12 protein-coding genes are annotated in these 13,849 nt (G+C 57.9%); 8 read left to right on the top strand and 4 right to left on the bottom strand.

The annotated features are described in order from the left end of the window. Positions 1-16: 16 nt before the first annotated feature. The 3 genes from nodB to XH87_RS00370 are packed head-to-tail and all read right to left on the bottom strand — an operon-like array spanning position 17 to position 1,948. On the bottom strand, positions 17-676 hold the full coding sequence (nodB, locus tag XH87_RS00380) for a chitooligosaccharide deacetylase NodB (RefSeq protein WP_271585734.1): 660 nt from the start codon (positions 674-676) through the stop codon (positions 17-19). After that, positions 673-1,305 carry a NodA family N-acyltransferase gene (locus XH87_RS00375; protein ID WP_271585733.1) on the bottom strand — a complete coding sequence of 211 codons (633 nt, stop codon included), beginning with the start codon at positions 1,303-1,305 and terminating at the stop codon, positions 673-675. Before XH87_RS00375 ends, nodB begins: the two co-directional genes overlap by 4 nt. Positions 1,306-1,357: 52 nt before the next feature. Then, positions 1,358-1,948, bottom strand: a complete 591-nt coding sequence (locus XH87_RS00370; RefSeq protein WP_271585732.1) for a NodY — start codon at positions 1,946-1,948, stop codon at positions 1,358-1,360. A 191-nt stretch (positions 1,949-2,139) separates the two neighbouring features. On the opposite strand from XH87_RS00370, the gene nodD1 reads away from it, so the two are divergent. The 6 genes from nodD1 to XH87_RS00340 all read left to right on the top strand — a co-directional run bounded on the left by nodD1 (position 2,140) and on the right by XH87_RS00340 (position 9,350). After that, a complete protein-coding gene (nodD1, locus tag XH87_RS00365; RefSeq protein ID WP_271585731.1) occupies positions 2,140-3,084 on the top strand; it encodes a transcriptional regulator NodD1 in 945 nt (314 codons plus the stop codon). 650 nt (positions 3,085-3,734) lie between these two features. Continuing rightward, complete coding sequence (gene nodD2, locus XH87_RS00360) at positions 3,735-4,727, top strand: transcriptional regulator NodD2 (protein WP_271585730.1); 993 nt, start codon at positions 3,735-3,737, stop codon at positions 4,725-4,727. Between the two features lie 524 nt (positions 4,728-5,251). After that, on the top strand, positions 5,252-5,461 hold the full coding sequence (locus XH87_RS00355; RefSeq protein ID WP_271585729.1) for a hypothetical protein: 210 nt from the start codon (positions 5,252-5,254) through the stop codon (positions 5,459-5,461). Between the two features lie 127 nt (positions 5,462-5,588). Then, positions 5,589-6,302, top strand: a complete 714-nt coding sequence (locus tag XH87_RS00350; RefSeq protein ID WP_271585728.1) for a MerR family transcriptional regulator — start codon at positions 5,589-5,591, stop codon at positions 6,300-6,302. Positions 6,303-6,640: 338 nt separating this feature from the next. Next, complete coding sequence (locus XH87_RS00345) at positions 6,641-7,753, top strand: branched-chain amino acid ABC transporter substrate-binding protein (RefSeq protein ID WP_271585727.1); 1,113 nt, start codon at positions 6,641-6,643, stop codon at positions 7,751-7,753. A gap of 565 nt (positions 7,754-8,318) precedes the next feature. Then, entirely contained in the window at positions 8,319-9,350 is a 1,032-nt protein-coding gene (locus XH87_RS00340) for an LLM class flavin-dependent oxidoreductase (RefSeq protein ID WP_271585726.1), read from the top strand. Positions 9,351-9,366: 16 nt separating this feature from the next. Here XH87_RS00340 and XH87_RS00335 read toward each other — a convergent pair whose 3' ends face one another. Next, positions 9,367-9,585 carry a hypothetical protein gene (locus XH87_RS00335; RefSeq protein WP_271585725.1) on the bottom strand — a complete coding sequence of 73 codons (219 nt, stop codon included), beginning with the start codon at positions 9,583-9,585 and terminating at the stop codon, positions 9,367-9,369. A gap of 1,649 nt (positions 9,586-11,234) precedes the next feature. Here XH87_RS00335 and XH87_RS00330 point away from each other — a divergent pair. Together XH87_RS00330 and XH87_RS00325 are read left to right on the top strand one after the other, a co-directional pair. Beyond that, a complete protein-coding gene (locus tag XH87_RS00330; protein ID WP_271585724.1) occupies positions 11,235-11,612 on the top strand; it encodes a NolY in 378 nt (125 codons plus the stop codon). A 734-nt stretch (positions 11,613-12,346) separates the two neighbouring features. Continuing rightward, a complete protein-coding gene (locus tag XH87_RS00325; RefSeq protein WP_271585723.1) occupies positions 12,347-13,477 on the top strand; it encodes a TlpA disulfide reductase family protein in 1,131 nt (376 codons plus the stop codon). Positions 13,478-13,849: the final 372 nt, after the last annotated feature.

Raw genomic sequence — 13,849 nt, 5'->3', positions numbered from 1 at the left:
GGGTGTCAGTTTTTGTTCAATGAAGTTGAGGAAGTGGACGGATTACAAACCCGCGCCGTTGTAGTGCCGGGATCAGATGTGACAGCGCCATCGTGGTCTGATCACGCAGCGTGGCATCAGTGCACGGTCGCTCCTCATCAGGAGGATATCCGTCGTGCAGGAGCACAATTGCACCTGGGCGAACGCCCGCCAGCACTGAATTCACAATTCTATCAACCCCGGGGCGAGACCAATCTCTCGGATCGACCGACCAGTGCACAGCTGTGAGACCAGCGCTCGCTGACACAGCGAGCACCTCTTGTGTCCACATGCCGTAAGGTGCTCGCATGTGCCTGGGTGAGGCATGCGGACACGCCGAACGGATCGCCTCGTTTCCCATCAGAACTTCATCGCGTACCTCCGCTGGTCCGCATCTGGATAGATCCGGATGCGTCATCGTGTGGTTCGCAACCTCGTGCCCTTCCGCGATCATTCTTCGAATGACTTCAGGTTGTTCGGCCACGTACGTGCCGATCACGAAGAACGTCGCCGGAATCCCATGTTGCGCCAGCACATCGAGCACCTCTGGCGTGCAAAATGGATTTGGCCCGTCATCGAAGGTCAAATAGACGGGGCGACTTCCGCTCACGTCAGCGTAGTCGCAACGGACAGCAGATAGGGGGAAAAGCTCTTTCACAACTCAGGCCCGTTCCGATCGATGATCGTCCCGGCCGGCCACTCGCTTATCGAGCGTCCAACCGGGAAAACCACCACGATCACGTCTTCGATGCGGATCGGCGACAAATTGGGATAGACATCCGGATGCGTGGAGCGGACGCGAATGCCAGACATCAGGGTGGCGAGCCCCTGCCTTTTGACCAGTCGGGTCATATGTTTCTCAAGCGCAGGCCGAACCGTACCAAAGCCGAATGGAACCCCAAGCTCATGCAGTATCGGATACGTCACGCGCATTGCGTGGCTGACTCCCAGCCCTTCGAGATCCGGACGCACCGCATACAACCCCAGTTCGGCAACGAGTAGATCGACCCCACCAATCTTGATGAAGCGGCGTAGTAGCCCAACATGAGCAGCTACCCCGCGCGCGTCGTAACCGATAATGCGGACTTCAGGCCTCGCCCCGGCCCAACTTCGGTTGCCCTCAAATGGCTGCGCATTGAACGCACCGGTCGGCCCGTAACTCTTCCGGAAGAACTCGGCGAGTTCGCCATGATCGGTGAGCTGCAATTCGCTTTCCCAGCGACGGCTCCACTGTACTTGAGCACGCGCAGAAGGAGCTTCCGCAGTCGGGGATACGGCAATGTTCATGGCGGGCTTCCTTGCCAGTGGAATTAAGAGCGGAGATGGTCACGTGCGCTCGCTAGTCGCCGAAGCGCTGGTCAACGGTGAAATGCGCTGCTTTGACCCGGCGGAGCGCGGCACTTCTCGAATGCACCGCGCCCTGCGCCTTCGCTCGCGACGAAGCGATCGCATGGTTCGCGCTCGTCATCCGGCCAATGTCCTGCGCGAAATATGCCGGAAGATGCCGGCGAGGCGATTGGACTATCCAGAACCTATCTGCACCGCCACGGAGCTTTTCCGCCTCGTCCAGCATCGCTGTCGACGCCTTGACGTCTGAGGGCAGGCCTTCGATGCGCGGGGCCTCATAGATGGCGCATCGCAGCGGCATCAGATCGTACTGGTTCTTATGCATCTTCGACACGCCCTGAATGCGGTGGACAGGCGAGCCATTTGGAGAGTCGCCTGAATTACTTGGCATCCGCAATCTGCGCCTGCCGCTATGTCGCGACACTAGAATGCGGCTGAACGCGCTCTCAAGTGTACGCGGGTAAACCTCCAATATGGAAACGGATGAAACACGCATACCAACGTTTATCGAGATCCGCCTGACGTCCCGATCGAGCGCGCTTCGCACCGAGAAGAAGCGACGCGGCTCGCACGGCGCGCCCATAGCCGTTCTCGAAACGCATGCGGCGGCTGCTCGCACGTCCAGGAGTTGTTCTCTGAGCCCGCGTGAACGACCGACAGCCATCGTGGTATGCCTGATACTTTTCAAACTGATGTTTGCTATCCAACATCCCGTGATTTGGTAAAATCGATTGTTTCGATAGAACACATCCACACGATGGATAGACCAACAACATGCGGTTCAAGGGACTTGATCTAAATCTTCTCGTTGCGCTCGATGCTCTGATGATGGAGCGCAACCTCACAGCGGCGGCGCGCAAGATTAACCTGAGCCAGCCCGCTATGAGCGCTGCGATCGCGCGGCTGCGCGCCTATTTCCGCGATGAATTGTTTACCATGAGAGGTCGCGAGCTTGTCCCTACACCTGGTGCGGAGACGCTTGCAGGTCCGGTTCGCGAGGCCCTGCTGCACATCCAACTCTCGATCATATCACGCGAGGTGTTCGACCCGACTCAGTCGAGCCGACGCTTTAGGGTCATTCTCTCCGATTTCATGACAATCGTCTTTTTTCGCAGAATTGTGGACCGTATTGCACTGGAAGCTCCCGCGGTTCGCTTCGAATTGCTGCCATTTTCCGATGAACCAGATGAGCTGCTCCGCCGGGGCGAGGTCGACTTTCTCATTCTGCCGGAACTGTTCATGTCGAGCGCGCATCCTAAGGCGACGCTGTTCGAGGAGACCCTCGTATGCGTGGGATGCCGCGCGAACAAGCAGTTATCGCGGCAGCTTACGTTCGAGAAATACAGTTCGTTGGGGCACGTCGCGGCCAAGTTCGGACGGGCGCTGAGGCCAAACCTAGAAGAATGGTTTTTGCTTGAGCACGGCCTCAAGAGACGCATTGAGGTCGTTGTGCAGGGCTTTAGCCTGATTCCGCCGATATTGTTGGACACGAGCCGTATCGGCACAATGCCACTACGGCTTGCCAGACACTTTGAAAAGCGGATGCCACTGCGGATCGTCGAACCACCGCTCCCCCTGCCCACATTCACTGAGGCTGTGCAGTGGCCTGCGTTCCACAATACCGACCCGGCGAGCATCTGGATGAGGCGGATATTGCTGGAGGAGGCATCCAACATGGCATCTGGGCATCAGGAGCCTCCAACTCGCAGGCGTTGCTAGGCTCACTATTAAGCCGCTCCCCACATTCCAAATACGCTATTAAGTCCTTCGCTGTGCTCGGCCCCTTTATCATTTCAACGTCTTCGGGGGCGAAGCTGCTAGAGGCCGCAGGGAAGCGGCGGTCGGTTGCGAAGACTTGCCGGGTGGTGAGCGTGGTGATCTCGCAGGTGTGGTTTGATGCGCTTGCACTGCAAACAGGTGACGCTCGGCAATATCGCGCACGCTTCTTCCAGTACAAGAATATTTGGCTTGCCCAATAAAATCGCTTGAACCCCACACTGCGTCAGGTTGTAGCTTGGCCGGCGCGACTAACGCTGCGCTACGCATCCCGTCGACGGGGCGCTTTGGCGAACTCACGGCGCTGGCCGGACACTGTAGTTGATCTGCCATTAACGAACTGACCGGGTCCTGTTGCGTGGCTCGCCGAAAGCGGCGAGACCGATCCGCTTCAGGACTCCTGACGGTTTTTCGGCCGCTGGTGGTCTGCCTGCCGCCTTGCTCGCCAGTCTTGCGATCATCTCGCGAGCGTCTTCTCGCGATCGCACGGTGGAACCGATGTCCATTCGGGCGACGCAATAAGACCGCTCCAGACGCAGCCGTCGCCGCTCGTTGTATGCACCGCAAGGATGGTTTGTGCTGGATAAGAAGACATGCGTTTCAAAGGTTTGGATCTAAATCTTCTCGTCGCGCTGGATGCTCTGATGACTGAGCGCAACCTCACTTCGGCGGCACGCAAGATTAACCTTAGTCAGCCGGCCATGAGCGCAGCCGTTGCGCGGCTGCGCTCCTATTTCCGTGATGAGCTGTTTGGGATGAGGGGGCGGGAACTTGTCCCGACCTCACGCGCGGAAGGGCTCGCAGCTCCTGTGCGCGAGGCTCTGACGCACATTGAGCTCTCAATTATCGCGCGGGACGCGTTCGACCCAGCTCGATCGAACCGGCGATTCAAGATCGGCCTTTCTGATTTTATAACGGTCGTATTCTTTCGCAATGTCGTGGAGCGCGTCGCGCGAGAAGCACCCGCCGTCAGCTTCGAACTGGTGGCGCTCACCGATGAGCACGATGAACTTCTCCGCCGCGGCGAAGTCGATTTTATTATCTTGCCGGAATTGTTCATGTCCGGTGCGCACCCCAGGTCGGCCCTGTTCGAGGAAAGACTCGTCTGCGTAGGCTGCTGCACGAACAGCCAACTACGACGACGGCTTACATTGGATCGGTATATGTCGATGGGCCACGTTGCGGTTAAACTCGGAGGTGCGCGCAAGATCCCGGTCGAGGAGTCCTTTTTACTCGATCTCGGCCTCAATCGGCGCATCGACATTCTCGTACAGAGCTTCAGCATGATCCCGCCCCTGCTGGTAGGCACGAACCGCATAGGAACGATGCCATTAAGGCTCGTAGAGCATTTCCAAAGAACGATGCCCCTTCGGATTGCCGAGCTTCCGCAGCCATTCCCCGTCTTCACCGAGGCGGTCCAATGGCCCGTGCTTCACAACAGCGACCCAGAAAGCCTCTGGATGCGAGAGATATTGTTGCAGGAGGCTACCCGCATGGCAACTGCACAAGAGCCCTCCATCATCTGCACTTCGGAACGAGCGGACACTGCCGGAGATTTCGCACGATCTGTCTCGCCGTTGTCGTAAGGACGTTCGCAAAGTCTGCGAACCTAAATCGCACTCAACGCACACAGTTTAGGCTCGCCTCGCTCGAACTCATTGTCGCTGGATAAAGATCGCCGCAGCGGACGGCTATCACGACGACGTTGTGTAGCTCTTTCGCACGTTGGCATTAGGCTCGACGTGCGAGCGGCGGCTTGGTCTTAGAGACAGGAACGTGCGTCGCAACCCTGCCGCCGGGCGCACCTGCCTCGATACAGCAGGATCGACACGGGGCTGTGTCGTCGTCACCTCTCCGAATCAGTAGTGGCTCCCGATGAGCGCCAGACGATTCGACTTCTTCGGAGTCGCACCACTGCCCAGTGAGCGTGGTTCCCTCTTGCTCTGTCGAAGCAAGCATTGCGCACGCGTGTTGCCCTGTCGCATCACCCGGGAGTACATCGCATCTTCGTCGCTCCGCGCCGCGGGTCTGACTTCTTTTGGCCCTATCGCAGCCAAACGTCTTGACGACGTGCGCTGCCATGACGCAATGCCAAACAAGGAGCTGAACGTTGGAGCAATGCAGCGGCGTGTTCGATCCGGAAGAGCTTTCCGTCCTGGGAAGCCTTTATGATAGTGCGGTCGCCGCGCTACCCCCATCGATGCGAAATCCGGAAAATCGCACAGCAATCGCCAAACTCATCTTGGAGCGTACAGCGGCTGGCGAGGCTCAACTGGCATGCCTGACGAACTTTTTAATCACCATTTCCCCTCAGGGTTGATCCCCCGCCATTCTGAGGATAGTCACCACTCTCGCGCTGCAATGAAAGACGATCCAGCTAGAGCTTTGAAATAGCTTGAATCACACGTGACGTCAGGTTGTAGGCTTAGGCTTTGAAATTGAGCAACATGAGCAAAGCTACACCACGAAGGCGTCGATGGCGCATTGGCGAACTTGCAGAGGCGACCGGAGTAACGGTACGCACGCTGCATCATTATGAACACAGGGGGCTCCTAGCAGCCTCAGAGCGTACTGACGGCGGTCACCGGATGTACGACCGCGAAAGCGTTCAACGGGTTCACCAGATTCTGGCGCTACGTGAGCTTGGCTTCTCCCTTGTCGAGATCCGTAAAGCTATGGAGGGCACGACCTCACTCACCGACCTGCTGCGCAAACATCTAGAGCGGATAGAACTTCAAGTCGCGCGAACAACTCGGTTGCGAGATCGTCTGCGCAACATGACCATCGACAGTGAGATCCAGGTAAGTGTGGATGAGCTGCCTGCCACCCTGAATGCCATGTCGCAGGTCGAGACGCGTAGTCAGACATCCCGATGCACCTGCAAGCTAGCTGCAGATCGCGAGGAGCGGTGGCGGCGGATCCGCGACGACCTGCGTGATTGTATGGATCGGAGCGAGCCCCCTTGCGGCGAGCGGGCAAAGGCTGTCGCAGTTGCAGCACGCCAGCTGATCCGCGAAATCGCCGGCGCTGATTCACGCGTTTCCATGATCCTGAAGGTACTTGCACGATTAAGCGCCCCCCGTAGTCTGGCTGGTTGGGATCCCTGCCTCATGCAATATCTCCATCTCGCCCTTGGCGGGTTGGAGGATCAGCCGTACTGACGTCCTCATGGCCGGCTCCGCGCAGGATTGCCGATCGGCCTTGGCAGGCTGAAAACGCAATGACGCTTGGTTGATCGGCGGCTCTGATGCGGGCCGACAGCTTTATGGACTCAACCGGACAATCGTCATGACCTCGCCGATCCGCGCTCTTTGACGCCTTGATCGAGACTCCCTTCAAACGGGGCTTGAACCGCACGTAACGTCAAATTGTAGGCTCCACCGTGGTCGCAATCTGGCCGATCTAACGCACGCTTCGCTTGACCGGCGGCCTCGACCTGCAGGCACGCTTGATCTCAGCTGCTGGCGTTTCACTTCAGGTGAGCATTGGGAGCTCTATAATGTTAAATGGGCGTTACGCTTCTGCTGCGAGTGCAGCGCTTCTCTTCTGCGCCCTCGCCTCGGCTGCGCGCGGCTCCGAGGTCAATATTGCCGTGGCTGGCCCAATGAGCGGAAGCAGCGCTGCGTTCGGCTTGCAAATGCGCGATGGTGCGGCTGCGGCGGTCGAGGCGTTGAACGCTTCGGGACTACTTCCCGATACCAGAGTGATTTTGAGTGTCGCCGACGACGCCTGCGACCCGAAGCAAGCTGTCGCAGTCGCGAACAAGCTCACAACAGAGCGGGTCCGGATGGTCATTGGCCATTTTTGTTCCTCTTCGTCGATCCCGGCCTCCGACATCTATGCCGAAGCAGGCATCGTTCAGGTCTCCCCTGGCTCGACAAATCCTCAGCTAACAGAACGAGGCCTTCAGACCGTCTTTCGGATCTGCGGCCGCGACGACCAACAGGGCACCGCTGCCGCTGAGTACATTCACAGGAACTACCCTAACGACAGGATCGCAGTGCTCGACGACAAGAGCACCGCAGGCAAGGGTATCGCCGACGTGGTTGAGGCACAGCTTCATAGGTTCGGTGAACGAGTCATTCGGCAAAGCTACGTCGCCGGCGAAAAGGATTTCAGAGCGCTGGTCTCAAGAATGAAGAAGGATGGAGTGCGCGTCATCTATATCGGCGGCTATCATACCGAAATCGGCTTGTTTGTACGCCAGGCATCAGAAGCAGGAGCGGGCCTCATCGTCATGGCGAACGATCCGTTGATGACCTCTGAATTCTGGGCCATTACCACCAGCGCTGGAAATGGCACGTTGTTCACCTTCATGCCGGACCCCGCCGGGAATGCCAATGCGGCCGGCGTGGTAGCCGGACTCAAAGCTTCCAACCTGTCCGCTGAAGGCTACACGCTTTACGCCTATGCCGCCGTGCAAGCATGGGCAGAGGCGGTGAACCGGAGCGGCTCCCTCAATGCTGCTCGCGTCGCTAGCGCACTGCGTTCACGGGCGATCGATACCGTGATTGGGCCAGTCCGTTTCGATACAAAGGGAGACAATGCGGTTCCTGGTTTTCTGGTTTACCGCTGGCGCGACGGCCGTGTTGAAACTGTCGAGCAGAACTGATTGGCGTCAACGCCGCCTCCCCAAAACCAAAGTCACACGGATGATGAAATGCCCTCAGAACGTTGGAGCAGCGATACTCGCAAGCTCTCTTATACTTGCAGCTTTCGTAGCGTTCGTCGCGTTCGCTGCAGCCCTCGGAGAGCTATCCGATGTCGACCTGAAGGAGACGCTGCGTCCGATCATAGACAAATAGTAGCCGTGCTGGGCTGATCCGGCTCGCAGGCACAGGACCCCTGAAGCGGCCATCTACAATTGTGCTAGGTCCGGCGGCATGGACGGTTCTGCGGCCGAGCGTTGGGACACGCCTAGCAAGAGGAGAAGGCGAAGCTAACGACGCTTCTGGTCGAGCACATGCTCGGTGTAGCGCGCTTCGCCACCTTTTTCCAAAGTAACGGCCGCACCGCAATCTGCGCATTCTCGTGACCCTATCACACGTGCAAGCTCAGATCCAAGCACCCAACGAGGAAACGCCCCAAGCCGTCGAATGAGGAACGACACCTCTTTGAGCGCGACGGCATGAAATAACCAGGACTCGCCACCTGGCCCATAATCGGAGATTGATCGAGTGAAGAGTGGCCTTCCTTCAAGACTAACGTGCGGCATTTTCGACCATTTGGATGACGACGGCCGAGATGCCGCTCGACAATATGAAGATCGTCTCAAGCTCGCGGAGGTCTGTGATTCTCTCGGTTTCTACGCTTATCACGTGGCCGAACACCACTGCACACCTCATGGCAGAGGGCCCTCGCCGAACCTGTTTCTATCAAGCCTCGCGCAGCGCACCCGGCAATTGCGCTTGGGTCCGCTCGTCCTGTTGCTCAACCTTTATCATCCATTGCGCGCATTCGAAGAGATCTGCATGCTTGACCAGTTGAGCGGCGGCAGGCTCGAGCTCGGGATCGGCCGCGGCTCCCAGCCGATAGAATGGGGCTATTTCGGCATCAGTGCAGAAACCGCACCAGGTCGTTATACTGAAGCCGCCGAAATCCTGAATATTGCACTGGAGGGACATACGCTATCCTATCAGGGACACCACTTTGAGCTGAGCGAAATACCCTTAACCTTGAGGCCTCATCAACGTCCATATCCGCCGACCTGGATCGCAAGCAATCGGGCCGAGTCGGCGCAGTGGGCCGCTGCAAATGGCGCCAATCTGGCGTGCATAGGCCCCGCCTCTGTTGTCCGAAAAGTTACGGATGCCTACCGCTCCCATCGAGTCAACAATACAACGGCACACGGCCGCGAGCCATTTCTCGGGCTGGCCCGCATGGTCGTGATTGCGAAGTCTGACCAGGACGCTCATGCGGCGGCCAAAACTGCCTATGGACGATGGCTGGAGAGCTTCAAGTTTCTTTACGAGCTGAATGCCATTCCGACGCCGCCCGCCCTTCCGCTGACCTTCGATGCAGCACTTGAGAGCGAATTGTGCGTCGTTGGAACACCAACTTCCGTCCGACAGCTTCTTCTTCACCAGATGGAAGAGGCAGGTGCCAACTACTTGCTTTGCCAGCTTGCATTCGGAAACCTTCCGCTGGAGATTTCTCTGTACACGGCAGCCGCAATCAAAGCTGAAATTCTGGATAGCTTTGATGGCTAATATCTACATTGGGGAATCATACGCTCGGCAAGGAGACCGGCGCACTGAGATTGTCCGAAGCTGGTTGCGATTTTGGTTGTCGTTTGCCCTGGGCGCGACGGCGATCGTCAGCCTTCTGCTTGTGAGTCTTTGCCAACCGCTTCATCAACTCATCGCCAGCCGAACGCTCTTCGTCCCCTTCGATCTCGGGGGCCTTTTCAATGAAGGCCCGCGATTGCTCAGGATCATCCTGCATCTGCGGGGGGGCCGGAGCTGGTGTATAGTCGCCGTCGAGGTTCCATGGCCTTCTCTGAAGTCAAAGGTATTCGCCACCCTGACCGCGAGCTTTTGTCTTCTCAATCTGGCTGGTCATCAACGAATCGGTAGGCTCGCCGAAAGCCTTAAGCTCACTGAACCAAGCCGGCGGGAAAAACAAACTAACCCGCTTTCGGTGTAGGTGATGAGATTACTCGCGTGCGCTATCCACGAACTGGATGCATGCCATCAATACTTTCGATTTTACCAACTTTAGCCAAATACCTCATAAGTCGATTGCCGGTTTCCGGAAAGCACATTTCACGAATGCTGTGTGACAATGGATCCTTTTTGCTTGCAGCATGGTCGCAGGCCAATTCAAGCTCCTCGCGGCTGCATCGCCAACGCCCCCCCTCAATCTTTGAGTTCGACGCACGTGCGGCGCAAATGCGGTCGGATGGCCAATCGCAACGTCTGGCGCGCAATCTATCGCGCTGTCGCCTCCCCCTTTCCTATCATGCCAAAGGCGTCCAGGAAGATCGGCTGCCACGGACACTGCTTGGCCAGGGCAAATGCGTGCGCTGCATAGAATTCGGGCAGGCGAACTCCCCTCTGTACCGGTGCGGGATGGACTTGTCGCCTTGACCGAGCGGGCAGCGTCGCCAATCCGCCGCTGCGGCGGCCTGCCAACAAAGCAGTGCAGTCAACTATCTGACTACCCTAAGTGCAAGACACATATCCTCCAGCCAGGACGAGGCAGTGATGTCGATCCGTGTGATGAGACCAGCCTCGCGATCTTACCCAGCCCCTAGGCCCTGTGATCTTGGATTCTCACTCTGCTCGCGTGCTCAGTCTTCGTCGGCGGGCGGCGCCCATATGCGCTTCCTACAGACTGACGCCACCCCATGTCATTCTATGCGCCGCCGCTCTTCGACAATATCCAGACGCGGTTATGCCTTGTCAGCAGTCCTTACATCACCATCGGAACGAGCGGTGGCCGTGCGCGATCTGACGATCTTGGATCTCAGCGCGCGCAGCTTCCAGGCGCCCATCCGCACGTTCAGCGTGCCAGGCCTCTCCAGTCAACAACCGCAAAGAGAAACCGCAGACGTATGTAGCGGATGTTGGTTCTGAATCGCCTGGCATGGAGCGGAACATCATTGTGTGGCGGGATGAGGAGTCCAGTACTGGACCAGCTAACGGCGCATCTTCAGCAACATCTTCATCCAGCGCCAAGCGCTCTGTATCGCGCTCTGCCTGGCCAGCCCTTTGGTTACGTCCGGATCACCATGCCACGCGGCAAGAAATCTCGCAGCTGTTCGGGCGTCCGCTTCTCGACTTGCGGTCATCAGCGGCGTCCCCCCGCTGGCTGGAGTCACTGCCATTGCCCCATGCGCTGTACCGTCTCGACGGTCCAATCAAATGACAAGCCATCTACAACGCTGTTCGCAGCGCTCTATAGCATCGATTGCGTCTTTGCAGTCCTTATGCGGCACACGCCTGCCCCTCTGTCTTCGGCGACCGCGCGTGCGCCCTTGCCTGGAGCAGCAGCCATTCGTTCTAGGGCCGCGTCTGCCGTCTCGCGAACAGGGAAGCACGACACAACCGTTACTCAGCCTGCCCTGCATTTAACTGCTCTGGAGCAACACCGTGGAACTTGACCCTTCCAATTCACGCATACAGGACCTCGAAGATCGCATCGACCTGCAACTCGACATCGTGGCCGCCCTCATACGCGAAGAAGGCAACGAGTTCGAAGCGATCCGAGTGCTTAACGCACTCACAAACCAAATGATTACGGCGGAACTAGAGCTCGGCCGGCTCGGCGATACGAGAACCGTAAGCTGCGCCAGCGACCGGCGAACGGCGCGACTGTCGCGAGACCGTGGCGTTTACCACCCAGAAGACCTTCAGGTTTTGGGACGCCTTCTCGACCAGGCAGTGGCGGCATTACCGGAAGTGCTGCGAACTCCCGCCAACCAAATGAAGATCGCCAAGCTAATTCTGGCACGTGCAGCAGCGGAATGAGTTTCCGTTTGGCTTTTCCTGGCGGTTGCCGGCGCGCTTATTTTTATCGCTGGGCTGACAGCCGTGCTACGGCCGTACGCACCAGGGATCGAAGGCTTGGGGTCTATGGCTCACCGACCCGTAAGCGCGCCGCTTCCGCTGGCTTTTCCATATCGCAACTGCTCGCCACCACGTTCGAAAACAGGCGCGCCCTATTAGACCAGCTCGCGCCGGAGATGACACGGTTACATTCGATCCAGCTAATTTAGGGGACAGGGATTACCAAGTTTCCGTTCGGCGGCTCACAACACCAAATCAGTTTTCTGGCGGCGCGAAGCGCGCAATTCCTGTACAAATTCCGACAGCGGCACAAAGCCCGTCGGGTTCAAAACACTGGTCGCCGTGAACTTCCGTTGAGCTATTCATGCGCAATTAGGCACTTAATGCGCGCAGACGATGCTGGCACGGACGTTGCTACTAAGGTGCAGCAGTACTGAAAGTGCTGAGCGCACCCAGACGCGAGTCGAGCGATGCCCTCCTTCCTTGAACCGATGTGGCCCGCTTGTGAGAGGACGAGCGTGTTCCTTGTGACTTTTTGTGTCGTCGCGCTTAGCGCTGGGACACCGACATTCGCTACGGATCTCGCTCGGCAGCCCGTCTACACCAAGGCACCACCCCTCTCGGTCGCGGTCGCGATCGGAAATCAGCTAGCACAAAACGTCGCGCAGCCTCTGACAATAACTTTGGAGAGTAACATGGCGCTGGGCTTAGAATCCCCAGCTCCCCCGATCAAAGTGGAGAACTGGCTGCGTGGTCAGCCCCTCACGAGCTTCCAGCCCGGGAAAGTGTACATCGTCGAATTTTGGGCAACTTGGTGCGCACCGTGTGTGGCGGCGCTGTCCGATCTGGCACAGCTGCAAGAGAAATACAGAGATAGCGGAGTTGAGGTCCTCGGAATAGCAGCTCGTGAGCGCGCTCAAACAGCGGAAGAGGCCCGAAGCAAGTTGGACGCATGGTTGACCGAAAAGTTGCCGAATCTCAACTATCGGGTCGGGTTCGACTACACACGCGAAATGGACAAGCTTTGGATGGATTCCAGCTTTTCTGTTGGGATTCCGACCTCGTTCGTCGTCGATCGTGATGGCCACATCGCCTTTATCGGTTCCCCGACGCAACTCGAAGACGTTTTGCCGAAGATTCTGACAGGCAGCTGGCGCATCAGCGATGAAGCGAAAGCCGCCGATGCAGAGCGGATCGCCAAGGGCGAACGCACAATGCCGATCTTCGCCAAACTGACGCCGGCGATGAAGGCGCAGGATTGGGCGAAGGCGCTTTCGGTGGTCGAAGAGGCCGTTGCTGTTCTGCCGGATGACGTGCACTTCCGCGTGCTCCATGCGGATCTGTTACTTCACAAAATGCATGACTTGCAGGCCGGCCTGCCGGTTATGCGCCAATTGGTTCGTGACGCGATCAACAAAAAATCCGCGCTGTGGATGGCCGGGGCGATGCGCCAACTCTTTGATCCGGCGAATGACAACTCTCATTTGCCGCAGGCCGAGCGCTTTGCGATGGGCTATGAGTTATCCGAACACATTCTGGCAGTAAATGGCCAGGCCCCTAAGTTCCTGTCCTATCCGGCGGTCGCTCAGTACTATTACGAGAGCGGCAACAAGGATCGCGCGATCGAGTTGATCGAGGTGACGCTGAAGTCGCTGGACGACCCCGCACCTATGCCGGACACACTGAAACAGCACGTTGTGTCGGTATTGGTCCAAACGCTGGCCAACTACAAGGGTCAGAAGGCTTGCTATGGGTCGCTTTGTGCGACTCCGCAACCCGGAGTCTCGCAAAGTACCAAAGCGCAAGCAACGGAGGAGCGAAGATGAAAAAGGGTAACGATCTGAGCTGCTCACTGGTCAATTCGTCCATTTATCCGGTGGGCCGTCGGCAATTAGCGATCAGCGAGCACGGCGATGGATCGTTTGTGGCACGTTGGAGGTTCGGATGTTGCTATGACCTCCATCCGGATCGACGCGGAGGTGATCTTCCAGGTGGAGTCGCGCCGCGATCCGATAACGCAAAGTCTATGGCGGCCATATGCTGAACACTTCCTTCATCAAAATGCAACTTTGCGTACAGCCATGGCCGAGGCCGGAGCTAGGTGGACATCCCCACGCTTCTGCAGACGGCAAAGATGAGTGACGCCGATCCCGCCTACCTGGCTCACACAAGCTCGGGTCGCGCAAGGCTGGCTGATG

Origin of the sequence: Bradyrhizobium sp. CCBAU 53415, assembly GCF_028128735.1 — a bacterium.
Lineage (GTDB): Bacteria > Pseudomonadota > Alphaproteobacteria > Rhizobiales > Xanthobacteraceae > Bradyrhizobium.
Note: the sequence above shows the minus strand (reverse complement) of the source record. Positions and strands in the feature narration are given on the sequence as shown.